Below are 25,260 nucleotides of genomic sequence, written 5' to 3' on the forward strand. Positions count from 1 at the left end.
ATGGCCGTGCCCATCAACAGCGTCTCCGGCACCGATCGGCTGCCCGTCGTGGTCGTCGGAGCCGGCCCGGTCGGACTGGCCGCCGCCGCCCGTCTCCTCGAGCGCGGCATCGAGCCGCTGGTCCTGGAAGCCGGACCGTCCGCCGGTACCGCCGTGCGCGGCTGGGCGCACGTACGGCTCTTCTCCCCCTGGGCCGAGGTGATCGACCCCGCGGCCGAGAAGCTCCTCGCCCCCACCGGCTGGACCCGCCCCGACGGCACCGCGTACCCGACCGGCGGTGACTGGGCGCGGCAGTACCTGCAGCCGCTCGCCGACGTGCTGGGCGACCGGGTCCGCTACGGCGCCACGGTCACCGGCGTCGCCCGCGCCGGCCGGGACCGCGTCGTCGACTCCGGCCGCGACGAGCAGCCGTTCACCGTGCATCTCCGCACCGCGGACGGCGGCGAGGAGCGGATCGCCGCCCGCGCCGTCGTGGACGCCTCCGGCACCTGGTCCACGCCCGGTCCGATGGGCGGCGACGGCCTGCCCGCGCTCGGCGAGGCGGCCGCCGCCGACCGTGTCTCCCACCGCATCCCCGACCTCGCCGACCCGGCCGTCCGCGCCCGGTACGCGGGCCGCCGCACCGCCGTCGTCGGCTCGGGCGCCTCCGCCTTCACCGCGCTGGCCCAGCTCGCCGACCTGGCCGAGCAGGCGGAGGGCACGCACGCGGTGTGGATCCTGCGCCGGGGCATCGGCACGGACACCTACGGCGGCGGCGACGCCGACCAGCTCCCCGCACGCGGCGCGCTGGGCCTGCGGGCCAAGGCAGCCGTCGACAGCGGGCACGCGAGCGCGGTCACCGGCTTCCGTACCGCGGCCGTCGAGCGCGCCGACGACGGCGGCCTGGTCCTGGTGTCCGAGGACGGCCGCCGTCTCGACCCCGTCGACGAGGTGATCGTCCTGACCGGCTTCCGCCCGGACCTGTCCTTCCTCACCGAGATCCGCCTGCACCTCGACGAGCGCCTCCAGGCCCCGGCCGCGCTGGCCCCGCTCATCGACCCGAACGTGCACTCCTGCGGCACGGTCTACCCGCACGGCGTGAACGAGCTCTCCCACCCCGAGCGCGACGTCTACCTGGTCGGCATGAAGTCCTACGGCCGCGCCCCGACGTTCCTCGCCCTCACCGGCTACGAGCAGGTCCGCTCCGTCGCCGCGGCGATCGCCGGGGACCGGGAGGCCGCCGAGCGCGTCGAACTGGTCCTCCCGGAGACGGGGGTGTGCGGCGGCGCCGGCCTGTTCGACGAGCCGGACAGCGCCGGGCAGTCCGGCGGCTGCTGCGCCGCCCCCGCCACCCTCCAGATCGGCACCGGCGCCCCGGCCACCCCGTCCGGCACCGCTTCCGGCGGCTGCTGAAACCGTCCGCCCGCCTGCCTGGCCACCCGATTGCCTCACCGCGCTCGCACAGCAAGCGCGAGGCTGCCGCACAGCAGCCCGGCGTGTCATGGGGAGTGACATAACAGGCGAGGAGGACACCATGGGCTACGCGTACACGATCGCGCTCTCGGCACTGCTGGTCGTCGGGGCGGCAGGCGTCGTCGTCGCACGGCGCCGCCCGTTCCGGCCGGGGGGCGCCTGCGACCCGTCCGGGCACTCCGGCTGCTCCGGGCGCCCCGGGTGCCCCGGGTCCTCCGGGCTGTCCGGCCTGGACGCCGAAGCGGAGGCCAACCGCTGGTTGATCCGGCTCGGCGGCAGCCTGGTCCCGCCGGACGCGCGGACCTGGGCGGGCGCGGACGAGACGGCGGGCCAGGCGCTGATCAGGGCCGCGCAGTGCCACCGCACGGCCCGCGACCGGCTCGCCGCCGCCCACACGACGGCGGAGTACGAAGAGGTGACGCGGACGGCGCGCGAGGGGCTCCGGCATCTGAGCGCGGCCCGCACGGCACTGGGACTGACGCCGGACCCCGACCGGCCCCCTGGTGCTCAGCCCCCTGTTCAGTCCCCCGGGGTTCAGTCCTCCGGCGTTCCGTCTTCCGGCTCGTCCGGCGAGGCGCCTTCCTCCAGCAGTCGTTCGGCGATGTCCGTGGACCAGGCCAGTGCCCAGCCGCGCAGCTCGGCGATCTCCTCCTCGGTCAGGCCGTACGCGGTGAACGCCGAGTCCGGGTAGTAGTCCCCGCCCTCCAGGCGGGCCCGCAGGGTGGGCAGGTCGAAGTCGTCCCGGGCGTGGCGGCGGCCCAGTTCCTCCAGGTCGGGGTGAGTGAAGCGGGCGGCGGCCGCCCTGGCGTCGATCAGGTCGACGGCCAGCCCCCGGTCGTACAGCGCCCGGATCTTGGTGCCGACCGCGTCCTCCAGGCAGAGCGCCGGGCCGTACGTCGTCAGGACGGGCGGGCTCCAGAAGGTCTCCTTGTGCAGGGTGAGCGCCAGCGGGGAGGCGGGGCCGCCGGTCCGCGGGCCCGTCACCGACAGGCGGGCGGAGAGGGGATCGGTGTCCTGGACGGTGACCTCGCGGCCCCGGGCGGACAGCGCCTCGGCGAGCGCGCCCGCGATGCGGTCCATGGGCTCGGTGGTCTCGGTCGCCAGGTCGACGTTCGCGTGCGGGCGCTGGAGCAGTCCGTGCGCCTGGAGGGAGTAGCCGCCGGCCAGGGCCAGCGGGGCGGACACGTGCGGCACGTCCGGCAGGTGCGGCACGTCAGGCACGTTGACGGCGAAGACGTCGGCGAGGAGACGCAGGTGAGGTTCGGTCAGGTTCGGCAGGTTCACTCGGCGGCCTGAGGGGGCGGGGACTGGGGCGGGGACGACACGGAAGGTGGAGCCTAGCGGGCGGCGCGGGGCGGCAGGGGACGACATTCCCGAAGGGCCGCCGGGGACGTCACCCACCCCGCCCGGCGGGCGTCCGGAAAAACTTCCCGGCCCACGGCAACCTTCCTTCCGCCGACGACCACTGACGGGTCGTAAGCCCCTTCACCGGAGCTTCACCACCCCAGCACGTGAAGTACGAGCACGTAAGGAATCCCTCCGTGGCAAAGCCCTCGCAGCGTCCCTCGCACCGCCGGTCCCTCCGCAGGCGGCGCGCCCTGGTGGTCACCGCCGCCGCCGTGGTCGCCGGTGCCGGGGCCGGCTTCGTCGTGATGAACGCGAACGCCGGCACCGTCGACCTGTACCACCAGACGCTGCCCGCCAAGGACGGCTGGGCCGCCTCCGGCGCGGGGACGACCGGCGGCGCGAAGGCCGACGCGGCGCACACCTTCACCGTCTCCACCCGCGCGGAGCTGGTGAAGGCGCTGGGTTCCGTCTCCGACACCACGCCCCGGATCATCAAGGTCACGGGGACCATCGACGCCAACACCGACGACTCCGGCAAGAAGCTGACCTGCGCCGACTACTCCGCGGGCACCGGCTACTCGCTCTCGGCCTACCTGAAGGCCTACGACCCCGCCACTTACGGCACCTCCAAGCTGCCCTCCGGAACGCAGGAGTCCGCGCGGGCCGCCGCCCAGGTCAAGCAGGCCAAGAACATCACCTTCAAGGTGCCGGCCAACACCACCATCGTCGGGGTGCCCGGCACCAAGGCCGGGATCACCGGCGGCATGCTGCAGATCCAGAACGTGGACAACGTCATCGTCCGCAACCTCACCTTCGCCGCGACCGAGGACTGCTTCCCGCAGTGGGACCCGACCGACGGCTCCAGCGGCAACTGGAACTCGAACTACGACGCGGTCACCCTGCGCGGGGCGAGCCACGTCTGGGCGGACCACAACACCTTCACCGACGCGCCCCACTTCGACAGCGCGAACCCGAAGTACTTCGGGCGTGAGTACCAGATCCACGACGGTCTGCTCGACATCACCAAGGGCTCGGACCTGGTGACCGTGGAGCGCAACCAGTTCACCAGCCACGACAAGACGATGCTCATCGGCAGCAGCGACACCGACAGCGTCGGCAAGCTGCGGGTCTCCATCCATCACAACGTGTGGCAGGGCATCGTGCAGCGCGCCCCGCTGACCCGGATCGGCCAGGTGCACATCTACAACAACCTGTACGACACCGCGACCGTCAACGGCTACGCGCTCCAGTACAGCATCAACTCCCGCGCCAAGGCACAGGTCGTGGCCGAGGGCAACTTCTGGAAGATCCCGTCCTCCCAGAAGGTCTCCAAGCTCCTCAGCGGCGACGGCACCGGCTCCGTCGCCGGCAGCGGCAACCTCGTCAACGGCACGGAGACCGACCTCGTGGCGGCCTACAACGCCGCGAACTCGAAGAAGATCAAGACGACGGTGAACTGGACGCCGACGCTCACGGCGGGCCTGGAGACGTCGGCGAAGAACCTCGCGACGGAACTGCCGACGACGACGGGCGCCGGGATCCTGAACTAGTTCGATATCAGACAACGTTTGCCCTGTCGTGATGTGACGCGCCTCCCCGGTGCTACGCCGGGCGGCGCGTGTCCGTCACCCTGTCCGGGTGGCGGACCGAGTCCGCGGCGTGATCCACAACTTCGACACCGACGGCTTCGACTCCCTGGATCCGAAGTACAAGGGCGGTCGGCCGAAGACCTTCACCCTGCCCGAGCAGCGTGAGATCAAGAAGACCGCGAAATCCAAGCCGGGGTGGCGGATGCTGTCGGTGCCGGGCCCAGGGCCTTCCCCGGGCGGCCCGGCGGCGTCCACCGCCTCTTCGCGCTTGGCGGCCACTTGGAGCGGACTTACACACCGACCTGGCGGAAGCGGTGCCGGGACGGACCGGTGCATGGCGGTTCGGCCGTACGCGGCAGCCGCCGCTTCCACCCGCCGCGGGGAAAGAAGTCGGCTCAAAGTCGTTGTCAAGTGGCCGGGCCCATCCTGTATGCCGTCGACGCGGTATCGACCCGTGCAGCCCGCACGGGTCCGGCAACCAGGTGAACCATACGCAAGTGAATGCTCGGTGCGGTGCGGTGACCGCTCTGCGGCCGACGGGGACCGCTCCCGGTGGTCCCGGTCCGGCGCCCTCTCTCAACGAAGCTGATGCCGAGGGGAGCCGATACCGCCAGGGGTGGCCAGACGGGTCGTCAGCGCTCAGGCGCGGTGCTGCCGACGGGTGCCCGCGTCCCCTGGCGCGCGGCAGCGCGAAGGCGACGAAGGTGTCCAGCGCGGCGGCGTCGCGGCGGCTCGCTCGCCGTCTGCTTCGTCCCCCGTGGCAGTTCGGCACCACACCACGCTTGAAGCCCACGCGCGCTCAGGGCCGGCCTCCACGCCGCCCACTGGCGCTCGCAAGGCCGGTGCACCGGCCAGGGCCGATGACATCCGTACACACGCACAGCCCGACATCCAAGAAGGACGGGAAACATGAGATTCCGAAGAACGGCCACCCTCGCGGCGGCCGCGACGGTCGCCGCCACCGGTCTGATCGCCACCGCGCCCGCCGCGTCGGCCGCCGACCGGCGCCTCGACCATCCGACCGTCACGGTGGCCCCCGGCGACACCAGCACGATCACCGCGAACTGCCCGTCCGATGCCCCCTACATCGTGAGGACCGGATTCGCCTATTCGCTCAGCGGATGGCTGGACGACGACCTGAAGGTCTATCGGGGTAAGGACGGGGTCAGCGATCGCTGGGCCATAACGGTGATGAACATGAGCGCCGACGATCCGGGGACGATCTCGATCTCGTACACCTGTTCGACGACGCCGACGACTTACCCCAAGTGGAACAATGCCAATGTGAGGTCGGGTGAGCCGCCGCTCAGGACCCCGATGAACTGCCCTTCGGGCTATCCCCTTTTCGACACGGGGACAAGCAAGCAGGGGACCGCCGAGGCGAAGTCCTACGCGGTGGCCGCGCTCCAGACCGACTCGAACTCCACCCTGGTGACGCCGACGGGCTATCCGAACACCGTGTACCTGACGTTCACCAGCAGCTACCCGGCGACCACCAACCCGCAGAAGTACGAGTGGATCACCCTGTCGTGGGTATGCGCACGGTAGGACGGCCCGTCCCCGGGTAGCCGGGTGGCCGGTCTCCGGGGCAGCGTGGTGACTCCCGCGTCCCTATGAGCGCGCGGTGGCCAGGGCCGCCCGGAGGTCGTCACGCGAGGTGGCGGCGAGCCGGTCTCGGACGGACCGCAGCGTCACCTGCACCGTCTGCGGGGTGAGGAACAGCGCCTGGGCGATGTCGCGTTCGTCGGCCCCGTCCGCGAACATGGCCGCGAGCCGCCGTTCCGTCGAGGTCAGGGTCACCACGCCCGCCGGCTCCGCCGGGGCGGCGACACCGGCGCGAGCCAGATCGGCGGCGATCGACCGGCACAGCCCGGCGGCGTCACAGCGACGGGCCGTGTCGTAGGCCTGGCTCAGCAGGGGCACGGCCTCGGGAGCCGGGGCGATCCGGGCGAGCGCGTACAGAGCGCGGGCGTGTTCCAGCCGCGCCGGTGTCCCGGCGAGCACGGCCACCGCCTCCCGCAGTTCGCCGGAGCCTTCGGCACCGCGCAGCTCGCCGAGCAGACGCAGTGTCCGTCCGACTAAGGTCGGCGCGCCCCACCTTCGGGCGAAGACGAGTTCGTCCTCGACCAGCGCGATCGCCTCGGTATGCCGGCCGAGGCCGGCCAGCGCCCGGCCCTTCAGACCGCGCCAGGGCCACCAGGCCGGGTTGTCGGATCGCGGCTCCATGGACCGGCTCTGCTCGACACTGGCCAGGGCCTCCTCGTACCGCTTCTCGGCGATGAGCAGCGCGGCGCGTGCGTCGGCCAGCAGACGGGAGCCGTCGCCGACCCCGCGGATACCGGCATGCTGGTCGAGGCAGGACCGGGCACGGTCGGTCTCGCCGAGGTCGAGCAGGACACCGACCATGAACGAGAGGATGTACGCCGAGGCGACGTCGCCACCCCATCTGCTCTGTTGTTCCAGCGCGGTGGTGAGCGACTGGTGGGCCTCGCGAAGGGCTCCGTGGATCCACTCCCCACGACCGCGCCAGAGGTTGACCGCGAGTGCCGCGAAGAGCGATCCCCGCCGGTGCGCGTGAGCGAGCGCGTCCGACCAGAAGACGCTGGGGTCGTCGTCGGACAGGAACAGCACGTTCCCGGCGTTGATGCCCATCAGGTCGATGTCGGCCTCCAGCAGCACACCGTCGGCCAGGGCGAACCGCGCCAGACCGATCGCGCGGTCCCGGTCGACGCCGTCCATCAGGGTCTCCCAGGCCAGTGCGGCGGCCAGCATCCGTGCCCCCGCTCCGTCGCCGACCACCCTCGGCTCGTCCCCGCGCCGCCACATCGTGGCATCGAGGCCGTGCATATGGCCGCTGAGGTGTTCCATGGCGAGCAGAGCCTGCCGTGGCTCGGTCAGGTCCGCGGGCAGTTCCGCGGCGGCCCGGCGGGCGAATCCGGTCGCTTCCCCTCTTCTTCCGGCGAAGACCAGCGCGCGAGCGAGCGTCTGTGCCGCGTTCGCACGCCGTGCCGGCTCCGGCAAGGTGTCGTAGGCCTCACGCAGGTGCTCGATCGCTGCGGGGCCGATCGTCAGTGCCTCCATCCGCCCGAGTTCCAGGAGGACTTCTGGTCTCTCGGCCGGATCGGCCGGCTCCGCCAGTGCTCTGGCCAGGTAGGTCACGGCGGCGTCGGCCGCTCCACGGGCGGCCACCGTGGCCGCGGCGGTCCGCAGGATCCGCACCGCCCACGGGTCGGCGCGGTGCGGCACCTGAAGCAGGTGTGCCGCGACCTGCTCGGCCGGGGCTCCGGCCTCGTGCAGTACCCGGGCGGCGCGCTCGTGGTGCAACTGCCGCTCCCCGGGCGGGAGATCCCGGTATACGGCGTCGGCCACCAGCGGGTGGACAAAACCCAGCGGGTATTCGTCACGGAGTACCTCGGCGCGCGCCAGCGCGGCGATCGCGGCCACCGCCTCGCTCTCCGGCAGGCCCGCCAGCGCGGTGACGGTCGTCAGCGCGGCCCCGCCGCCCAGCACCGCGACCGCCCGCGCGATCGACGTGCTCGCCCGCGGCAGCCGGGCCAGCCGCATGAGGACCATGCTCGACACGGCCCGCGAGCCGATCGCGGTCACCCTCTCGGCGTACGACGCGTCGGGAGGCACCCCCTCGGACTGCAGCGCACGCAGCAGTTGGCGCAGCAGCAGGGGGTTCCCGGAGGTGGTGCGGTGACAGGCGGCCACGAAGACGTCCTGGGCGAGGTCGCCGAGGCGGTGGCGCACCAGTTCGCCCGTTCCCTCGGCGGTCAACGGCGGCGGGCTGATCACCACCGTCACCGGGTCGTGCGCGAGTTCCGCCTGCAGCTCCGCGTCGTCGTGCGGCTCACCGGTGCGCAGGGTCGCGACGACGAGAACCGGCAGTCCCTGCACCCGGCCCACCAGGTAGGCCAGGAAACGCAGCGAACCGCGGTCACACCACTGCAGGTCGTCGACGGCCAGCATGATCGGGTGCTCGGCCGACAGGTTGACCGTGAGCCAGTAGAGCCCGTGCAGCGCCGCCAGCGAACTGTCGGCCTGCGTCTGCACCTTGGCCACGTCGAAGACGGAACTCGCCGACACCGCTGCTCCGGACAGCGCCCGCTCGCGACGGGCCGGGTCGGCCACGATCGGTTCGAAGAGCTGCCGCACTACACCGAATCCGTATGCCTTCTCCAACTGGCTGCCCCGTGCGGTCATGGTCAGAGCGCCCCGCTCCGCGGCCATCCGGCGTGCTTCGGCCAGCAGCCGGGTCTTGCCGATCCCGGCGGGGCCCTCCACCAGCACCAGGCGGGCCTGCCCGTCCATCGCCTCGTCGAGGCATCTCTGCAGCTCGGCGATCTCGCTGGCCCGCTCCACCAGGATGCCGTCGGCCTGTGGCGCCCACCGGGGCACCGGTGTCGGGGCGGGTTCGGGGTCGGTGTGCTCGGCAGGGCGCGCAGCCCGCGGTGAGGAAGCGGCGTCGGCACGCGACGGCCCCTGCAAAGCGGGGGACTGCGCCAGCACGTCGGCCTCCAGACGACGCAGGGCCGGGCCGGGATCCACTCCCAACTCCTCGGCCAGCACAGCCCTGGCGCGCCGCAGCGCGGCCAGCGCCTCGCCCTGCCGGTGCGCGCGGTACAGGGCCAGCGCGAGCAGCCGCCAGCGCTCCTCGCGTAGCGGCTCCTCACCGACGAGTGTCTCGATCTCCGGAATGAGTACGGCGCTTTCACCGCGGTCCAGCCTGGCTTCGAGCAGACGTTCCCGGGCGACCGCCCGCAACGCGGTGAGGCGGCCGGCCTCCGCCTCGACCCACCGTTCCCCGGCGTATTCGGCGAAGGCGGGGCCCCGCCACAGCGCCAGCGCCTCCGACAGGACGCGCACCCTGCCGACCGGCTCTTCCACGGTGGCGGCCTGCTGGACCAGCTCCTCGAAACGCCAGGCGTCGACCGCGTCCCGGTCGACCCGCAGCGCGTAGCCTGGCTCCTCCCTGACGAGGACGGTGCCGCGGGCTCGGGCTATCCGGCCGGGCTCCAGCTGCCGCCGCAGATGCGAGACATAGGTGTGGAGCACGCCGACGGGATTCCGGATTGCCTGCGAACCCCACAGGGCGTCGACCAGGCGGTCGGCGGGGACCACCTCCCCGTGCGCCACCAGCAGCAGGGCGAGCACCGCACGCTGCCGTCGCCCGCCCAGGCCAAGAGCGTTCGCACCAATTCTGGCGGTCAGCTCACCCAGTACGGCGATCGACAGTCCATCGCCGGTCCGGCCGTCCGCTCCGCTGACGCCGTCGGCCTCATCCACATGGCGCACGAGACCGCACCTTCCTGCATAACCTTGCCGCGGCACCGTATGGCGTGAACGTACCGCAGACGGCCTGTGCCGCCGCTCGCCCGTGATTGTGCCGTTTGGATCGGCTAGCGTCTAGCTAGTGCCGTATCGGAAACGGTTGCCCTGTCGCGATGTGACGCGCCTTCTCGGTGCTACGCCGGGCGGCGGAACGGGAACTTGTACGCAAGATCGACAGCGATGAGGGCAGACGGCTGCTCCGCCGCTATGTCATCTGTTGAAACCGTCACGCTGACGATCAGCGGTTACGAGCCGTGGTCGACAGGGCGGACGTTGCCTGATGCGGCACTACTGCGACGAAACGGGAGGAACCTGGCGGCCGGTGTCCGGGTGCCCGGCGCGCAGGTGGGCGGTGAGGAAGCGGGCGGCGCGGTCGAGTGCGGCGTCCGCCTCGTCGAGGCGGCCGTAGTGGAGCTGGAAGACGTGCGGGAGGCCGGGCCCGACTTCCAGCGTCACGGCCCAGGGGGAGAAGCACCAAGTGCGGGTCTTCCGGTCCCGAACGGAAGCCGGCCCGCCTCAGGTCACGCTTCGGCCTGGTCCGCGGCGGTCTCCGCGCCCTCGGCGAAGAGGTTGTCGATGCTCTCCACGTAGGGTGTCCGGTCCAACCAGCGGTTGAGCAGGTCGAGGTCGGTGCAGCCGACGATGCGGTCCCGGGCTTTCTCGGGGACGGAGACACCCCGGGCTTCGAGGAAGCGAAGGACGGCCTTGGCCGTGCCTTTGACCTCACCTTTGGCTTCGCCCTTGGCCCGGCCTTCCAGGTAGGTCTCCTCGAAGAGGGTGCCCCGGCCGGGGAAGAAGTTGATGAAACCCATCAGCTTTCTCCATGTCTGTCGGGTCGGAATGTCTCCCGGCCAATCTCGAGTAGGCCGCTGAAGTACCCGGCGGTCTGCGGGCCTGCCTCATGCAAGACGGCGAACAGGGCGTCCAGCTTGGCGGCGAGCAGGAAGGCAGCTCATACGGTCAACGTAGGCGGCTCAAGAGGCGCGGTGTTCTGTGGAGGGAGTGGTTCACTCGTTCGGGGACGGGGGCAACACAGGCCGGGAAACGCAGACTTCCCCGGCCTGCGCCTGGGCCTACGCAGAAGCCCGGGAATGGGTGGCTTCCGAGCCCAGGTAGAGCCCGTCGGCTCACGCGCGCCGCATGACGTTGTTCTCGGGTGCCAGCAGCCACCGAAAGTGGTCGACGAGCGGCTCCACAAGGTGAGGATCCCGGAGGGCCACCCCGAGCTCGATGTTGTCGGACAGGGCTGTTGGCGCTCCCCAGAAGGACCATGTGCCGGACGGATGCGGGATGTGAGGGCGTTCGTCATCCGGCCGGAGTGAACGGGTGATGCTCGGAGGCGCTGGGGCGTGGACGGCCATCTGATGAGCCGGTAAGCGTGCTTCTGATACCCGACGTCCAGTCAGTGTGAGCGCAGCGTCCGTCGTACTGAGGTGATGAGGTGCTGCGCGTCAGCGCCGTACACGGCGGACTCCCGGAGTGTGTTCCAGACCCGCAGGTAGGTAGCCACGCTGTCGGCGTCGTCCAGCCACAGCTCCGCATGCCAGTCCTCGGTGATCACGAGCCTGTCGTCCAGGATCCAGAAGCCGTTGGCGGCCGGGATCTTGAGCGGGGCGCCGAGCGGAATGATCCCCAGCTCCACGGTGTCCATGCCGACGATGCCCGCGAGCCGGTCGAGCTGGCCGGCGAGGACGGACGGCGGACAGACCAGGGCGTGTAGGGCCGCCTCCCACACCAGGGCGTGGAACGCCCGGCCCGCTTCGTACAGCCACTCCTGGCGCCGCATGCGGGCACGGACCGCGGCATCTGTATCGCGGACCGAACCCTGTAGGTCTGCGTACCGCAGGAAGATGTGCCGCGCGTAGTCGGCTGTCTGCAGCATGCCGGGAACGACAGACTCCTCCCAGGCGTAGATTGCCTGGGACCGCCCGACCTCCAGGTTCCAACTGTCCTGCACGGGCCGGTGCCCGGCGGCCAGTTGCCGGCGCCAGGAGCGAATGTGGGACTCGAAGCCTTTGAGTCGGGCGTCCAGTTCATCGAAGACGTCCGGCCGGTCGACACCTCCGGCCCACGCCCGCAGGTATTCGCTGGTGGCGGTCTGCCGGCCGTTCTCCAGCTTGTAGATCTTGGAGTGTGGCCAGCCGAGTCGCTGAGCCAGTTGCGTACCGGTGAGCCGTCCTTCCGGGGCCGACAGCCGGAGTTCCCTCAAGCGCAGCCCGAGGGCCTGCCTGGCCTGCTGGAAGTCTGTGCTCACTGGTTCCGCTCGCTAGGAGTCGGCGCCGAGTCGCGCCGCGAACTCGTCGTACCGCACGGACCCGTGCACCGCTGCGTCGCGGACCTGGCAGTAGCGCAGGACCTCGGCAGGCTCCGTGATGACCTCGACGTCGTGGAAGGTGTCCTCGTCATCGAAGCGCAGCACGGCCACCAGCCGACTGTCGAAGATCCAGAAGTCTTCGGCGGGCAGCCGGAGCCGCTCCGCGTCCTCGCGCCACAGGTTCCGCACGTCCTCGCCCGTGGCCGCGTTGCACTTCGCATAGTCGAGCAGGAAAAACTGTCCCTCGGTCGGCGGGTTGTCGACGACACGTACCCGCCCCACGTACTTGCCGTCGGCCGTCTGCCGTCGGATGTTCACGCACCACTCGCTGTCGAGGTCGCACGGGGCCGTGCCGGTCGAGAGGAACTCGGCGTACCCAGGGTCCTCCCGGTCCGATGCATAGCCCCGCCGTGTCTCCAGGTGCCAAGCCGAGTGCTCGAAAGTCTCGAAGAGCCGCCCGAACTCCGCCAGGCCGATCAGCTTGGGCACGTGGGTGACCTCCTTGGGCCCGTGATTGACGAGGAGTTCACGCGGCACGACCACTGCCGCGTCTCCGGGGCCGAAGTGCTGGAGCCGGGCGATGTCCCCGGGGTCGGTGAGCGGTGTTCCCTGGACGATGATCTCACCGGAGTCGAGATCCTCGTGAACGGCGGGGCAGCCACCGTTCTTGCTGTCGGTGCCGTTGAAGCGCAGTCGTCGTGCCACGGTCGCCTCCCATGGTGTGGGGCCCTGTCGCCATCAGCATCACCGGCGCCGAAGTGCCCACGCCACAGCGTGCACCCCATCGTGTGAGATCACGTAAGAACATTCATCCAGGGGCGGAGAACATACGAGAACATCGCATCGCGTCCAGTGACTCAGCGTCCTTACCGTCTCGTCCATGGTCACAGCGCGCGGTGAATTCGATCCCTTTGCAGCCGTGGAGTCCCTGCGGGCGGCTCTCGATCAGGCATGCGTCGCGCTCTCTTGACCCCGGCCACTGACCCACGGATCTCAACCTCGGGCTTCCCGTCGGCCGGCCCTGCCTACCCGAACCTTCCGTCTGTGAGGAGTCCCTGGGTGAAAAGCGCACCACTTGTCCTCTCCCAGCCCCCTTTCCCTCCTCGCAACGAGAGCTGCGGGGACTGCGGCGGCAGCGGCGCCGACTCGTCCGGCAAGAGCTGCGGCACCTGCAACGGCCTCGGCGAGATCTACTGCCGTGCCGGCCGTCAGGGCTTACGCATGCCATCCCATTCAAGGATCTTGAAGAAAGGCCGCTGATGGCCCACGCACTGATTGCATCTCCGTTTCTCGACGGACACCTGCTTCTCAAGCCCGGGGCGAGGGCCGGAGCCCGTATCCCCCTCGACCACTACGAGGGCCTGCGGCAGGCCATCACCAACAGCAAGGATCTGCCCACCTGGGTGGTGCAGACCGCCGCCGATGTGTGGGGTATCGATCTGGCAGGTCGGCCCGCGCAGGGCACGGTGCTGGTGCGCGAGCCGTCCCCGTACGGATACTGTCGCGCGTCCTGGGAGATCAACCTCGGCTGCAACTTCGGCTGCAAGCACTGCTACCTCGGTGAGCGCCCCTTCTCCGGCCTCGGCTGGGTGGAGAAGACGCGGCTCCTGGAAATCATGCGCAAGGCCGGTGTCCTCTGGCTCCAGATCACCGGCGGCGAGCCGACCATGGACCCGGACTTCCAAGGCGCCTACCGATACGCCTGGCAGGCCGGGATGATGCTCACCGTCTCCACGAACGGCTCGCTGCTCTGGCGGCCGGACCTCCTTGAGCTGTTCCGGGACTGCCCGCCCTACCGGCTGGTCGTCAGCATGTACGGGGCGAGCGAGGAGTCCTTCGACACGCTCGCCCAGCGCCGCGGGGCGTGGAAGGCGTTCCGGCGCGGCATGGACGCCGCACGCGAAGCGGGCCTGCCGTTGCGCATCAACGTCGTGGTGACCGAGGACAACGCCTCCGAGGCCGACGAGATGGCCGCCCTCGCCGATAAGTGGAACGTCGAGAACCACGCGTACACAAACATGACTCCCACGATCTACGGCGGCGGAGAACCGCTGCTCGCCCAGTCCGCCGCCCATCTGCGGCAGCGCAAGCCGTTCGCCGGCTGCAACGCGGGACACACCTTCTTCCATGCCGACCCGCACGCCAAGGTCTCGATCTGCAAGGTCGGCCGCGACGACCAGATCGACCTCATGGCCGAAGGCATCGACGGCCTCACCCGGCTCGGCGCCATCGCCGACCGCCTCATGCTTCGCACTGGAGGGTGCGAGGGCTGCGCCCTGTCCGGCACCTGCCGGGTCTGCCGCCCCCTGGCCAAGCACTACCAGGAAGCCAAGGCGCCGCTGCACAGCTACTGCCAACACGGAGACAAGGAGAACGCCTCATGACCCCGCCCGTACTGGTGGACCTTCTGCCGGGCCCCCCGACCTCGGCGCGCCGCGCGGCGCCGCCCGTCGCCGCCCTCTCGGTGACTGCCGTCCTGGACCTGGACGACATCGTGGAGAGCGCGGAGTGCTCCTGCGACGCCGGCGACGACAACCCCCACTGACTGACAAGACCGGTCGGTTCCGCTCAGGTCCCGGCGCGTCCGCGTCGGGACCTGAGCCCTGCCCGGCCGACCGCTAGGGTGCCGCTCATGTTCTTCCGCTGGGACTGGCTGAGGCCGGTACTGACCGCGCCGATCGTGCCGACTCTTGGCCCGGTCCACCCCCACGCGCTCACCGTCGACCTCTTCGAGGACACCCTGCGAGCGGCCGTCACTGACCGGTCTTTCCTCCACTATGACAAGGACCGGCGGTGGAGTAGCGAGAAGGACGAGACGGTGCTCGGCGGCGATGTGGTCCACGAGCCCGACCACACCCTCATCCCCACCCTGGCCCGGCGTGGACGCGGCACCGTCAAGGTTTTCTCCTACGGGCACCGTGGCGACGTCGTGGATCAAGCCAGCGAGCTGGCGGTGAAGCTCGCCGCCGTGCACGATGCGATGAAGGCCCGGGTTGTGCGCCCGCTCGGTCCCGAGACCGGCTTCCCGCGCGGCACCCGCATTCAGCTGAAGGACTTCACCACCTGCCCGTGCCCCGACCCCGGCGGCCCGGTCCGCCCCGTGACCGACTGGCCGGCGGCCGTGCAGGAGACCTTCGGGCCGTTCGCCACGGCCATGGCTGCTGATGGCCTGGCCTTCCTCCACACCCAGATGCAGGCCGGCCGGTGCGGCCCGGTCCTCGCCGCGGCCATCGAGGACCGCATCGTGGGCGCGATCGGTCCCATGGAAGTACGCCCCGACGCGATCGGATGCCCCCAGCTCATGCCCCAGTACTTCGCCGTCCTGCCCGAGGTACGAGGGCAGGGCCTGGGCCGCGTCCTGTGGCGGGCCGCGATGCACTGGGGCCGGTCCCACGGCGCCGTCTACCAACTCCTCCAGACCGAGGTCGGCGGTCCATCCGACAGGCTGTGCCAGGCCGAAGGACTGACTTCCCTCGGCTTCGTCCACACCACACCGGCGTAGCCGCTTCAGCACCTCTGTTGGCCATGCATCCCGAATTCTGAGTGAGCCTGCGCCTGGCAGACTCTGCCAGGCGCAGGCGAGAGTGAGGCACTCATCCCCGACATGATCAAGGTGGAACCGTGGGCGGGCTGATCGTTACCTTCCGTAAGTGGGAGACACGCTACTTCCCCGCCAAGGAGCCGGTCTCGGCCGACGAGCCGATCCGCGGTTTCGACGAGTCGGAGGACCGCCTGCTCGTCGGCCATCCGCGAATGCGCCGCATCCTGGTACGCGTACGCCCCGGTTGGCCGTTGCACCGCTACTACCTGCACTGGAGCGATGGAACCGACCTGGTCGCACTCGACAGACGAGTGGCTTCCGGGGTGGCGACCGAAGCCGATTTTACCGGGGCCGTCGTCGGAGAGCCTCTGAACATCACGCACCCGGCCTGCGGCGCCGAGCTCCGGGTGGTCGCCCTCGACGTGGTTCTCCCTCTCTTTACCGACAGTGTCGAGCGCTTCCGCGTCCACGCGTATCGAACAGGCTGTCCTGTCTGTGGTGACCGGCTCGGCGGCAAGGTGCTGGAGTTCATTGCGCCCGCGCCACCACCGGCCTGACGGCTGATGCCTGAATTCCGATAGCCGGACGGGCGGGTGGCCGGGTCCACGGGCCCGGTTTCCGCATCAATCTCCCGGTGATCAGGCCGCCTGGGACGTGAAGCTCACCGAGAGATCGCTGTTGGGGGCGATGTCCAGATGCAGGGTGGAGCCGAGAGCCATGGCCAGACGTTCGAGGATAGGGATCGTGGGGGTGGAACCCCCATGTTCTAGGCACGAGATGGCGGCCTGGCTCATGTCGGCTCGCGCGGCGAGCTGGGTTCGGGTAATGCCCAGGGCGGTACGGCGATCGCGGAGGGCCTTGCCGAACAGATAGGCACGGCGGGCCTCCTGGTACCCCTCCTGCGCCCGGTCGACATCGGTGATGTCCCAACGGGTGTGACTCATGGTGTGGCCTCCGGGAAACGGTCGTGGACGGTGTGGGCGGGGGAGGGTGTCGGGCTTCGCGCTTCCGTGGCGAGCATCTCGTACAGGCGCTCCGGGGCGACGACGGCGACAGCGGCACGCAAGGCATCAGCGGCCTCTTCGGGACGGCAGATCAGCTCATGTCCCCGACCGGTGTACTCGCGTGTCGCGGCGAGGAATGCCGCCGTGTGCTCGGCTTCGATCTCCGCGTCGTCGCGTTCCTCTGTGCCCATCTCGATGAGGAGACGTGCCGCCCTCTCGGCAGCCGCCGGATTGTCCCTCAGGAGCGCGCGTCTGCGCTCCCGCCAGCTCTCGCCGTTCATCGCGCTACCTCCGGAAGTCGGCCCGCGTATCGGGCCGGCCTCGCTGCCATCGCCTGGGCCTACTTGTCCGCGAAGACGTCTTCGGCCGTCGGGGCCGTGACGGCACGCCGTAGTCAGTCGCGCAGGATTTCGGGGTCGCCACAGTCGGTGATGCGTTCCCGGGCCGCTTCAGGGACGTCGATGCCGCGAACTTCCAGGATGTCCTCGGCGTCGCGTCGCGTTTCGCCCTCAGCTCGGTCCTCGTCGCGGATTCCTCGGAGAGGGGTGACTTGTAAAAGGAGAGGTCCACGGCCACCGGTTTCCTCCACAGTCGTGCGGCTGGGTGCTTGCCCAGGCTTTGTGCGATGAGTTCGATGATCGGGTTGGCGATGCTCTGCGGTGTGTCCCGTAGAGCGGTCGTCATGGACTTGAGCGTGAGGGCGGCTGGCGAGCCGATTCACGGCGGGCCGCCGGGTCTGGGCGACTCGTCAGGTGGTCGCGGGCACCGGTTCCCGGCGTTCGAGGCAGTCGCGGCAGTGGTGTAGGTCGGGGCCTCGGTAGCCGCGGTCGCAGGAGTCGCAGTTGCGGAGCGGGTACCGGACGGGCGGGGTCGGTTCGGGGATGCGGAGCGGCGGCAGCGGTGGGAGTTGGGCGGTCAGGCGGTGGGCCAGGAAGGCGGCCGGGCGGCGCAGGGGTTCCGCTGGCAGGTCGTCGGTCAGGGCGTGGCGTACGGCGGTGGGGGTGAGGTCCCGCTCCAGCCAGGCGACGACGCCGGGCGCGAGGTGTTCGGCGTCGGTGGCGGAGAGCAGCAGGCGGGGGTCCTTGCGGCGCAGGCCGGCGAGGATCTCGGTGGCCGTCTGGAGAAGGGCGGGGGAGCTGTACGCGGGCTTCGGCACGGCGGGGAGGGCGCGGCGGCGTGGGGGTTCCTGCTGCGGGGCGGTGGCCGCGCGGCGGGCCGGGGGTTTCGGCGGTGCCGCCTCGGACGCGTCATGGTCGGGGTCGTGGTGGCGGCCGGGCTGGTTGCAGGAGACGGTGCGGGTGACGATCCGGCCGGTCGGGGTGCGTTCGCGGGTACGGCTCAGGTAGCCGTGGTTCTCCAGCTCGCTCAGGGCGTCGGCGATCCGGGTCCGGCCCTCGGGGAAGCGGTCGGCGAGGGTCTTGATGTCGACGGGGGTGCCGGCGGGGACCGACTGGATGTACACCGCCAGCCCGATGGCGAGCGCCGACAGCTCGGGGTGCTGGGCGAGATGGTTGCCGATGACCGTGAAGCGGGTGGCGTGGCGGGTGTTGTCGTGGATGACGCCGCCGGGGTGCGCGTTCGCATGCGTGCGCCGAGTCCGCCGGAGCGGGTGGTTTTCGCCGCCGTTACGGGACTGGGCGCGCGGGGGCGCGCTAGTGTTTTGGGTGTCCATCGGGAAGGTGCTGCTTCCTTGGTGGTCAGGCCCTCGCACTGGGATGCCAGTCCCGGCGAGGGCCGTTGCATGTCTGGGGGTTGTTTCGTGCCGCTTGGTGGAGCGTAAGGCAGACAACCGGGGACGAATCCAGCTCAGTTGGTGATGTTCACTCGGGGGAGTGAGCGTGCGCCGTGGGCGGGAGGGGTGGGGCTTGGTGGGGTTCTTTCCCTCTCGTGGTCCTTGGGAAAGACCGCCTGCGGCACCGGAGCACATGCGGTCGGGTTCCGGTGCGGGTGCCGTCATCGCGGGTGGATTTTCCCTGTTCACGCGGCCGGGTACGGTCGTGCGTGCTTACCGTGAGCAGTGATGGCGCCGATACGTGGAGTGACTTGGTCTGCGGGTAGCGGCGTCGCGGCACGGCGGTACGACGGAGGGTGCGGGATGCCGGTCGACGGAGAGGTGCGGCAGCTCACGGACGAGGCGGAGGAGCCGGGGTGGGAGGTCGATCCGGACGACGAGTGGGGAGTGGCCGTATTAACCACTGTGGGGCGGCAGTTGAGGCTGCGGCGGGAGGCCGTGGGCATGCGTGCCGCCGACTTCGCGGTGGCGATCGGGTACGGAGAGGACCTGGTCTACAAGGTCGAGAGCGGGAAGCGGATTCCCCGGCAGGAGTACTTGCGCGAAGCCGACGAGGTGCTGGGCGCGGGCGGGCTCATCGCGGCGGCCTGGGAGGACGTGAAGAAGGTCCGGTATCCGAAACGGGTTCGGGAGCTGGGGAAGCTGGAGGCCCAGGCGGTTGAGCTGGCGCTGTACAGCAACCACAACATTCACGGTCTGTTGCAGACCGAGGAGCATATGCGGGCGCTCTTCGACGCGTGGCTTCCCAGCTACTCGGACGAGGAGACGGAACGTATGGTGGCCGCTCGGATGGCCCGCCGTTCGATCTTCGAACGGTCACCGGCACCGGCTCTCAGCTTTGTCCAGGAAGAGGTGACTCTGCGCCGCCCGGTCGGGGGGAGAATGGTCTGGCGGCGGCAACTCGAACGTCTCCTGGAACTCGGGCAGTTGCGGAACGTCTCGATCCAGGTGATGCCGACCGACTGCGAGGATCACTTCGGCACGGGCGGGTTGATCGAGGTGCTCAAGTTTCCGGACGGCACGGCGGTCGGGCGCTCTGACGGCGCGTTCAGCGGCCGCCCGGTGTCCGAGCTGAAGCAGCTCAGGATCCTCGAACTGCGCTATGGCATGATCCGGGCGCAGGCTCTCACGCCCCGAGAGTCACGGGCCTTCATCGAGCAGATGCTTGGAGAGACATGATGGGCACCTCCACTCGGCGCGACGCTTCCGGACTGATCTGGTTCAAGAGCAGCTACAGCAGCAGTGGGGACGGCAACGACTGCGTCGAGCTTGCCGTCACCCCCGGCACCGTGCACGTCCGCGACTCGAAGAACATAGGCGGCGCGCAACTCGCGCTCGGCCGCGACGCGTGGGCGGAGTTCGTGGCCTACGCCTCGGCGCACGCGACAGCCCTACTCGTTGCTCGCCAGGTCGGGGGTCACCAGTTCCTCCGACGTGCTCGCTGTGACGGCGCGGTCCAGGTAGCGGGTGAGAGCATCCGGGTCCGGACACAGGGAGAGGTAGCGGTAGATCTCCTTGCGTACGTTGATGTCACGCACTTCCAGAACCCGCAGGACCGCCCCGCCCCACGCCGCGGTGTATCCGGCGGCGTAGCCCCGGACCCAGTCCTCGTCCTCGTGATCCTCGTTGGTCCGCTTGTCCAGACCCGCCCGGATGCGGGCCATGTCCTGGAGGGAGACGGAGCCTTTTTGTCTCAGGTCCTCCAACCCGACACGGAAGTCGGCGAGTACGAGTTCGGGCGGTACGCCCAGGCCCAGGGCCAGGGAGTTCATCCGGAGCAGGTCGAACAGCTCCGGTGATGCGTCCAGATCGTCGATCACGTTCGCGCCTCGGGTCCCGTTTCGGCCCGGTCCGCAGTGGTCTCCGCGCCCTCGGCGAAGAGTTCGTCGATGCTGCGCACGTGGGGCGTCCGGTCCAGCCAACGGTTGAGGAGGTCGAGGTCGGTGCAGTCGGCGATGCGGTCCCGGGCAGCCTTGGGGACGGAGATGCCCCGTGCTTCGAGGAAGCGGAGGATGGCCTTGGCTTCGCCCTCGGCCTGGCCTTCCAGGTAGGTCTCCTCCAGAAGGGTGCCCCGGCCGGGGAAGAAGTTGGTGAAACTCATCAGCTTTCTCCATGTCTCTCGGGCCGGAGTGTCTCCCAGGCCGATCTCCAGTAGGCCGCTGAAGTACAGGGCGGTCTGCGGGTCTGCCTCCTGCAGGGCGCCGAGCAGGGCCTCCAGTATGGCTCTGGACTCCGGATTCTTGCTATGCGTGATGGCGGAGAACGTCGCCATCGCCAGGTTCCGCGCGGCTGTCCGCCGGTCGGTGATCACCGGTACGTTGGCCGGGCTCAGGACCAGGGGATGGGTGCAGTGGGTGGTCCACCCTCCCACCTCGCAGGTGAACGGTCCGGTCGCCCACCGCGCCGTACGCAGGTCGGTGCAGGTGATGAGCAGCAGCACCGGAAGGCTGAACTTCTCGTGCAGATACGCCACGTAGTACGACCAGCTCGTCGCCTTGCGGTTGTCGCGCTTGCGCTGTGTCTCGATGGCGAGCAGGAAGGCGTTCCCGTCGGACGGTTCGACGCGCAGGACCGTGTCCACGCGTCTCTCCAGAGGCTGGATCTCCGTTACGTCGGCACTGAGGACCGACACCGAGGCCTTCGCGGACATCGGGACCCCGAGGAGGTCGAAGACGGGGGTGAGGAGTTCCGGTCTGTCCTGGAAGATCCGGTGGGACGCCTCGTGGGTGGATGTGACCATGCGGTCACCGTAGGTGGATCAAGAGGCGGGGCGGGCCTGCGGTGGGAATGGTTCACTCGTTCGGGGAAGGCGGAAACGTTCACCCTTCCTCGGCCGGTTCCTGGGAACGCGCAGCGGCCCGGAAACGGGTGGTTTCCGGGCCGCTGTTGCTGTGCGGGGAGGTCGTGCCTGGCTGCTGTTACTGGTCCGCGCCGCCGAAGCGCTCCTTGTACGTCTCCAGGTCCTCGTCCGTCAGCTTGGCGAACAGGACCGGCGGGACGGTGAAGGCGGTGCCGGCCGGGACGGAGGTGAGGGCCTTCGCCTCCTCACGGGTGACCCAGCTCGCGGTGTCGTCCGCCAGGGAGAAGACCTCGCGCATCGCGTTCGACGTCGTCGGGATGATGGGCTCGGAGACCACCGAGTAGAGGTGGATGAGGTTCATCGCCGTGCGGAGGGTGAGGGCGGCGCCCTCCTTGTTCGTCTTGATCTCCAGCCAGGGGGCCTTCTCCTCGAGGTAGGAGTTGCCCGCGGACCACAGGGCGCGCAGCGCGGCAGCTGCCTTGCGGAACTGGAGTGCCTCCATCTGCTCCTCGTACTCGGCGAGGAGACGGGTGATCTCCGTGCCGAGCTTCGCCTCGGCCTCGCCGGGCTCGCCGCCCGCCGGGACCTCCTCGCCGAAGCGCTTCTTGGAGAAGGACAGCACGCGGTTGACGAAGTTGCCGAGCGTGTCGGCCAGGTCCTTGTTCACCGTGGCGGTGAAGTGCTCCCAGGTGAAGGAGGAGTCGTCGGACTCGGGGGCATTGGCGATCAGGAAGTAGCGCCAGTAGTCGGCGGGCAGGATGTCCAGCGCCTGGTCGGTGAAGACGCCCCGCTTCTGCGACGTGGAGAACTTGCCGCCGTAGTACGTCAGCCAGTTGAACGCCTTGACGTAGTCGACCTTCTTCCACGGCTCGCGGACCCCGAGCTCCGTGGCCGGGAACATCACGGTGTGGAAGGGGACGTTGTCCTTCGCCATGAACTCGGTGTAGCGGACCTCGGTGTCGACGTCGTACCACCAGGACCGGTAGTCGCGGTTCTCCGGGTCCTGGTCGGCCCACTCCTTCGTCGCGCCGATGTACTCGATCGGGGCGTCGAACCAGACGTAGAAGACCTTGCCCTCGGCCGCCAGCTCCGGCCAGGTGTCGGCCGGCACCGGCACGCCCCAGTCCAGGTCGCGGGTGATCGCGCGGTCGTGCAGGCCCTCGTTCAGCCACTTGCGGGCGATGGAGGCGGCGAGCTGCGGCCACTCCTCCTCGTGCGCGGCCACCCACTCCTCGACCTCGTGCTGGAGCTTGGACTGCAGCAGGAAGAGGTGCTTGGTCTCGCGGACCTCCAGGTCCGTGGAGCCGGAGATCGCGGAACGCGGGTTGATCAGGTCCGTCGGGTCCAGGACGCGCGTGCAGTTCTCGCACTGGTCGCCGCGGGCCTTGTCGTAGCCGCAGTGCGGGCAGGTGCCCTCCACGTAGCGGTCGGGGAGGAAACGGCCGTCGGCGGGCGAGTAGACCTGGCGGATCGCCCGCTCCTCGATGAAGCCGTTCTCGTTCAGGCGGCGGGCGAAGTGCTGGGTGATCTCGACGTTCTCGGGACTGGAGCTGCGGCCGAAGTAGTCGAACGCCAGCGCGAAGCCGTCGTAGACCGCCTTCTGCGCGTCGTGCGCCTGCGCGCAGAACTCGTCGACCGGCAGGCCCTGCTCCTTCGCGGCCAGCTCCGCCGGGGTGCCGTGTTCGTCCGTCGCGCAGATGTACAGCACGTCGTGGCCGCGCTGGCGCAGGTAACGGGAGTAAACGTCCGCCGGGAGCATGGACCCCACCATGTTGCCCAGGTGCTTGATCCCGTTGATGTACGGAAGGGCGCTGGTGATGAGGTGTCGAGCCATCGGGGGCTGCTCCCAGGTCGGGGGTTTCACGAACCTTGAAATCGTAGCCGACATGGGTAGGCCGCCCGCTTCCCGTTTTGCAGGGTGGGAAGGGGCGGCCTTGGTGGTGCTGCGCGCTGGCTACGGGCGCCAGACCGCGAGGACTCCCTCGTAGAGCTCGGCGTCCGTGAGCTCGCGCGGGGTCGGGCCCGCGTGGAAGAAGGACGTGTTGTCGGTCTTCAGCTTGCGGAGGTAGTCGAACGCCTTGTTGTCGTGCTCACCGAAGGCGACGAAGGAGAAGAACACGGTGGGGTGGTTCTTCGCCGCGTCCGTGAGGGACTGGGTGGCGGGGGTCTTCGCGTCGGGAGCGCCGTCCGTCTGGAAGACGACCAGGGCCGGGGCCTTCGGTTCGGCGGCGTTCTTCTCGTGATGGGCGACGACCGCCTCGACGGCCGCGTGGTAGCTGGTACGGCCCATGCGGCCGAGGCCCGCGTGCAGCTCGTCGATCTTGTTCTCGTGGTCGGCGAGCGTGACGTCGGCGGTGCCGTCCAGCTCCGTGGAGAAGAAGACGACGTGGACCTTGGTGCCGGGGCCGGCCGGGTCGAGGTGGGCAGCGAGGGCGAGGGTCTGTTCGGCGAGGGCCTGCGCGGAGCCGTCCTTGTAGTACGGGCGCATCGAGGCCGAGCGGTCGAGCACCAGGTACACGGAGGCGCGGGCACCGGCGAGACCCTGCGCGGCGAGCACGTCGGCGGCGGCCCGGTAGGCGGAACCGAGCCCGACGGCCTCGGCGGCCTTGACCTCGGCGTCGGCCTCGGCCTCGGGGGCAGCGACTTCGGCTGCGGGGGCCTCCGGGGTGGCGGCCACGACCTCGGGCTCGGGGGCGGGCTGCGGCTCCGCCTCGGGCTCGGCTTCGGCTTCGGGAGTGGTTTCCGGCTCGGGAGCGGGCTCCGGAGCGGACTCCGCCTGGGGCTCGGCCTCGACCTCGGGCTCCGGTTCGTCGGAGGTCGCCTCTGCCTCGGGCTCCGCGGCGGGCTCGGGCTCGGTCGCGGGTTCCTCGGCTGTCGGCTTGGGCTCGGTGGCGGCCTCGGCGGCCGGTTCGGGAGTCGCCTCGGGCTCCTCCTGTGCCACCTCTGCGTCTGCCTCTGCCTCTGCCTCTGCCTCCGTCACCGTTTCCGGTTCCGGGGTCGGCTCCTCGGCGGTCACCTGCGGCTCTGTCTCGGCCGCGGCCTCGGGCTCGGCCGTCTCCTCGGCGGCAGGCGTGACCTCGGGCTCGGTGTCCGACTCGGTCTTCGCCTCGGGCTCTGCGACGGGCTCGGGCTCCGTCACGGGTTCCTCGGCTGCCGGCTCGGGCTCGTCGGCCTCGGCGGTGGCCTCGGTGGCCGGTTCGGGAGTGGCCTCGGGCTCCTCCTGTGCCACCTCTGCGTCTGCCTCTGCCTCCGTCACCGTTTCCGGTTCCGGGGTCGGCTCCTCGGCGGTCACCTGCGGCTCGGCCTCGACAACGGGCTCGGCCTCGACAACGGGCTCGGTCTCGACAACGGGCTCGGTCTCCGACTCGGGCTCGGCCGTCTCCTCGGCGGCAGGCGTGACCTCCGGCTCGGCGACCGGCTCGGCCTCTGCCTCCGCCTCGGGCTTGTCCTCCGCCCGGGGCTCGGCCTCCGTAACCGAGTCCTCGGCTGCGACCGTAACCGGCTCCTCGGCCTCCTCGGCGGTGGCCGGCTCCTCGGCGGTGGCCGGCTCCTCCGCCGTGGCCGGCTCCTCCGCCGTGGCCGGCTCCTCCGCCGTGGCCGGCTCCTCCGCCGTGGCCGGCTCCTCCGCCGTCGGCTCGCCCGCCGGTTCGTCCGTGTCCGTCGGCTTGGGGACCGTCACGTTGTCGAAAGCCGCCGCCACCAGGTCGTGTTCGTCCTGGCTGTCGTCCGGCGTCGACGAGCGGGGCTCCGGGACGCGGGCGGAAGCCGCGGGCTGCGGCTCGGGGGACGGGGAGGGGACCGTCGGCTGTTCCGCCTGAGTCGTCTGTCCCGCCTCCACCTGCGTCGATGCCGCCTCCGGCGGCTGCGAAGAGGTACGGTCCGCACCCTCCGCCTCGGCCGCACGTTCCTTGCGTGATCGGCCGAAAGCGTTCCGCAGGAGAGTGAGAATGCCCATGTGCGCACCCCTTCGCGTAAGTTGTTGCCCGTCAATCCCTGGCCAGGACGGACACGTAAGGTTAGCCGCCCCGGAGGGCGATCTTGGGGAGGGGCGGGGGCCTGCGCCGGGCCCCGTGTCAAGTGCGCCTCA

At 70.2% G+C, this 25,260-nt stretch carries 21 protein-coding genes and 2 pseudogenes; 10 read left to right on the forward strand and 13 right to left on the reverse strand.

Annotated elements, in window-relative coordinates; genetic code table 11:
* A complete protein-coding gene (locus ACZ5GT_RS00900) occupies positions 1-1,392 on the forward strand; it encodes an NAD(P)-binding domain-containing protein (RefSeq protein WP_469012098.1) in 1,392 nt (463 codons plus the stop codon).
* Positions 1,393-1,986: 594 nt separating this feature from the next.
* Here ACZ5GT_RS00900 and ACZ5GT_RS00905 read toward each other — a convergent pair.
* On the reverse strand, positions 1,987-2,730 hold the full coding sequence (locus ACZ5GT_RS00905) for a hypothetical protein (protein ID WP_469012445.1): 744 nt from the start codon (positions 2,728-2,730) through the stop codon (positions 1,987-1,989).
* A 263-nt stretch (positions 2,731-2,993) separates the two neighbouring features.
* Here ACZ5GT_RS00905 and ACZ5GT_RS00910 point away from each other — a divergent pair, with 263 nt between their 5' ends.
* From ACZ5GT_RS00910 to ACZ5GT_RS00920, 3 genes and pseudogenes are all read left to right on the forward strand, one after another.
* Positions 2,994-4,349: a pectate lyase family protein gene (locus ACZ5GT_RS00910; protein WP_469012102.1), complete on the forward strand. Its 1,356-nt coding sequence runs from the start codon at positions 2,994-2,996 to the stop codon at positions 4,347-4,349.
* A gap of 91 nt (positions 4,350-4,440) precedes the next feature.
* Positions 4,441-4,581 (forward strand): annotated as a pseudogene (locus ACZ5GT_RS00915) (IS630 family transposase); the annotation flags it as partial.
* Between the two features lie 716 nt (positions 4,582-5,297).
* Positions 5,298-5,936, forward strand: a complete 639-nt coding sequence (locus ACZ5GT_RS00920) for a hypothetical protein (protein ID WP_469012104.1) — start codon at positions 5,298-5,300, stop codon at positions 5,934-5,936.
* Between the two features lie 63 nt (positions 5,937-5,999).
* Here the strand turns inward: ACZ5GT_RS00920 and ACZ5GT_RS00925 are convergent, their stop codons facing one another.
* From ACZ5GT_RS00925 to ACZ5GT_RS00945, 5 genes are all read right to left on the reverse strand, one after another.
* Positions 6,000-9,686 (reverse strand): BTAD domain-containing putative transcriptional regulator, encoded by a 3,687-nt coding sequence (locus ACZ5GT_RS00925; protein WP_469012109.1) that lies wholly within the window; start codon positions 9,684-9,686, stop codon positions 6,000-6,002.
* Between the two features lie 324 nt (positions 9,687-10,010).
* Positions 10,011-10,178: a hypothetical protein gene (locus ACZ5GT_RS00930; RefSeq protein WP_469012112.1), complete on the reverse strand. Its 168-nt coding sequence runs from the start codon at positions 10,176-10,178 to the stop codon at positions 10,011-10,013.
* A gap of 65 nt (positions 10,179-10,243) precedes the next feature.
* Entirely contained in the window at positions 10,244-10,534 is a 291-nt protein-coding gene (locus ACZ5GT_RS00935; RefSeq protein WP_469012114.1) for a hypothetical protein, read from the reverse strand.
* A gap of 590 nt (positions 10,535-11,124) precedes the next feature.
* Positions 11,125-11,976 (reverse strand): helix-turn-helix domain-containing protein, encoded by an 852-nt coding sequence (locus ACZ5GT_RS00940; protein WP_469012116.1) that lies wholly within the window; start codon positions 11,974-11,976, stop codon positions 11,125-11,127.
* A 12-nt stretch (positions 11,977-11,988) separates the two neighbouring features.
* A complete protein-coding gene (locus ACZ5GT_RS00945; RefSeq protein ID WP_469012117.1) occupies positions 11,989-12,741 on the reverse strand; it encodes a DUF6879 family protein in 753 nt (250 codons plus the stop codon).
* A 554-nt stretch (positions 12,742-13,295) separates the two neighbouring features.
* On the opposite strand from ACZ5GT_RS00945, the gene ACZ5GT_RS00950 reads away from it, so the two are divergent.
* The 4 genes from ACZ5GT_RS00950 to ACZ5GT_RS00965 all read left to right on the forward strand — a co-directional run bounded on the left by ACZ5GT_RS00950 (position 13,296) and on the right by ACZ5GT_RS00965 (position 16,134).
* The gene (locus tag ACZ5GT_RS00950) at positions 13,296-14,420 is read left to right on the forward strand and encodes a radical SAM protein (RefSeq protein WP_469012120.1); all 1,125 of its coding nucleotides are present in this window, start codon (positions 13,296-13,298) and stop codon (positions 14,418-14,420) included.
* Positions 14,417-14,581, forward strand: coding sequence for a hypothetical protein (locus ACZ5GT_RS00955; RefSeq protein ID WP_398278543.1), 165 nt, complete (start codon positions 14,417-14,419; stop codon positions 14,579-14,581). The genes ACZ5GT_RS00950 and ACZ5GT_RS00955 overlap by 4 nt, the downstream gene beginning before the upstream one ends.
* A gap of 87 nt (positions 14,582-14,668) precedes the next feature.
* On the forward strand, positions 14,669-15,538 hold the full coding sequence (locus ACZ5GT_RS00960) for a GNAT family N-acetyltransferase (RefSeq protein ID WP_469012125.1): 870 nt from the start codon (positions 14,669-14,671) through the stop codon (positions 15,536-15,538).
* A gap of 119 nt (positions 15,539-15,657) precedes the next feature.
* Positions 15,658-16,134, forward strand: coding sequence for a hypothetical protein (locus tag ACZ5GT_RS00965; protein ID WP_398278548.1), 477 nt, complete (start codon positions 15,658-15,660; stop codon positions 16,132-16,134).
* A gap of 81 nt (positions 16,135-16,215) precedes the next feature.
* On the opposite strand, the gene ACZ5GT_RS00970 is transcribed toward ACZ5GT_RS00965, so the two are convergent.
* The 3 genes from ACZ5GT_RS00970 to ACZ5GT_RS00980 all read right to left on the reverse strand — a co-directional run bounded on the left by ACZ5GT_RS00970 (position 16,216) and on the right by ACZ5GT_RS00980 (position 18,253).
* The gene (locus ACZ5GT_RS00970; protein ID WP_469012127.1) at positions 16,216-16,521 is read right to left on the reverse strand and encodes a helix-turn-helix domain-containing protein; all 306 of its coding nucleotides are present in this window, start codon (positions 16,519-16,521) and stop codon (positions 16,216-16,218) included.
* The gene (locus tag ACZ5GT_RS00975; protein ID WP_469012130.1) at positions 16,518-16,862 is read right to left on the reverse strand and encodes a hypothetical protein; all 345 of its coding nucleotides are present in this window, start codon (positions 16,860-16,862) and stop codon (positions 16,518-16,520) included. The genes ACZ5GT_RS00970 and ACZ5GT_RS00975 overlap by 4 nt, the downstream gene beginning before the upstream one ends.
* A gap of 467 nt (positions 16,863-17,329) precedes the next feature.
* Positions 17,330-18,253 carry a helix-turn-helix domain-containing protein gene (locus ACZ5GT_RS00980; RefSeq protein ID WP_469012133.1) on the reverse strand — a complete coding sequence of 308 codons (924 nt, stop codon included), beginning with the start codon at positions 18,251-18,253 and terminating at the stop codon, positions 17,330-17,332.
* Between the two features lie 423 nt (positions 18,254-18,676).
* Between ACZ5GT_RS00980 and ACZ5GT_RS00985 the strand changes: the two genes are divergently transcribed.
* Together ACZ5GT_RS00985 and ACZ5GT_RS00990 are read left to right on the forward strand one after the other, a co-directional pair.
* The gene (locus ACZ5GT_RS00985; protein WP_469012135.1) at positions 18,677-19,552 is read left to right on the forward strand and encodes a helix-turn-helix domain-containing protein; all 876 of its coding nucleotides are present in this window, start codon (positions 18,677-18,679) and stop codon (positions 19,550-19,552) included.
* A pseudogene (locus ACZ5GT_RS00990) lies at positions 19,549-19,749 on the forward strand (DUF397 domain-containing protein); the annotation flags it as partial. The gene ACZ5GT_RS00985 and the pseudogene ACZ5GT_RS00990, both read left to right, overlap by 4 nt.
* 15 nt (positions 19,750-19,764) lie before the next feature.
* On the opposite strand, the gene ACZ5GT_RS00995 reads toward ACZ5GT_RS00990, so the two are convergent.
* From ACZ5GT_RS00995 to ACZ5GT_RS01010, 4 genes are all read right to left on the reverse strand, one after another.
* Positions 19,765-20,193, reverse strand: a complete 429-nt coding sequence (locus ACZ5GT_RS00995; protein ID WP_469012468.1) for a hypothetical protein — start codon at positions 20,191-20,193, stop codon at positions 19,765-19,767.
* Positions 20,190-21,113 carry a hypothetical protein gene (locus tag ACZ5GT_RS01000; protein WP_469012138.1) on the reverse strand — a complete coding sequence of 308 codons (924 nt, stop codon included), beginning with the start codon at positions 21,111-21,113 and terminating at the stop codon, positions 20,190-20,192. The genes ACZ5GT_RS00995 and ACZ5GT_RS01000 overlap by 4 nt, the downstream gene beginning before the upstream one ends.
* A gap of 178 nt (positions 21,114-21,291) precedes the next feature.
* Positions 21,292-23,007 carry a methionine--tRNA ligase gene (gene metG / locus ACZ5GT_RS01005; RefSeq protein ID WP_469012140.1) on the reverse strand — a complete coding sequence of 572 codons (1,716 nt, stop codon included), beginning with the start codon at positions 23,005-23,007 and terminating at the stop codon, positions 21,292-21,294.
* A 120-nt stretch (positions 23,008-23,127) separates the two neighbouring features.
* Complete coding sequence (locus tag ACZ5GT_RS01010; protein WP_469012143.1) at positions 23,128-25,128, reverse strand: VWA domain-containing protein; 2,001 nt, start codon at positions 25,126-25,128, stop codon at positions 23,128-23,130.
* Between the last annotated feature and the right edge of the window lie 132 nt (positions 25,129-25,260).

It is taken from the genome of Streptomyces sp. NPDC031340, assembly GCF_055569945.1.

Excerpts from the sequence above, each read along its gene's own strand:
- ACZ5GT_RS00980 (WP_469012133.1), bottom strand. The coding sequence starts at position 18,253 with ATGGACACCCAAAACACTAGCGCGCCCCCGCGCGCCCAGTCCCGTAAC.
- ACZ5GT_RS00950 (WP_469012120.1), top strand. The coding sequence starts at position 13,296 with ATGGCCCACGCACTGATTGCATCTCCGTTTCTCGACGGACACCTGCTT.
- ACZ5GT_RS00960 (WP_469012125.1), top strand. The coding sequence starts at position 14,669 with ATGTTCTTCCGCTGGGACTGGCTGAGGCCGGTACTGACCGCGCCGATC.
- ACZ5GT_RS00935 (WP_469012114.1), bottom strand. The coding sequence starts at position 10,534 with ATGGGTTTCATCAACTTCTTCCCCGGCCGGGGCACCCTCTTCGAGGAG.
- ACZ5GT_RS00970 (WP_469012127.1), bottom strand. The coding sequence starts at position 16,521 with ATGAGTCACACCCGTTGGGACATCACCGATGTCGACCGGGCGCAGGAG.
- ACZ5GT_RS01000 (WP_469012138.1), bottom strand. The coding sequence starts at position 21,113 with ATGGTCACATCCACCCACGAGGCGTCCCACCGGATCTTCCAGGACAGA.
- ACZ5GT_RS00985 (WP_469012135.1), top strand. The coding sequence starts at position 18,677 with ATGCCGGTCGACGGAGAGGTGCGGCAGCTCACGGACGAGGCGGAGGAG.
- ACZ5GT_RS01010 (WP_469012143.1), bottom strand. The coding sequence starts at position 25,128 with ATGGGCATTCTCACTCTCCTGCGGAACGCTTTCGGCCGATCACGCAAG.
- ACZ5GT_RS00900 (WP_469012098.1), top strand. The coding sequence starts at position 1 with ATGGCCGTGCCCATCAACAGCGTCTCCGGCACCGATCGGCTGCCCGTC.
- ACZ5GT_RS00920 (WP_469012104.1), top strand. The coding sequence starts at position 5,298 with ATGAGATTCCGAAGAACGGCCACCCTCGCGGCGGCCGCGACGGTCGCC.
- metG (WP_469012140.1), bottom strand. The coding sequence starts at position 23,007 with ATGGCTCGACACCTCATCACCAGCGCCCTTCCGTACATCAACGGGATC.
- ACZ5GT_RS00955 (WP_398278543.1), top strand. The coding sequence starts at position 14,417 with ATGACCCCGCCCGTACTGGTGGACCTTCTGCCGGGCCCCCCGACCTCG.
- ACZ5GT_RS00975 (WP_469012130.1), bottom strand. The coding sequence starts at position 16,862 with ATGAACGGCGAGAGCTGGCGGGAGCGCAGACGCGCGCTCCTGAGGGAC.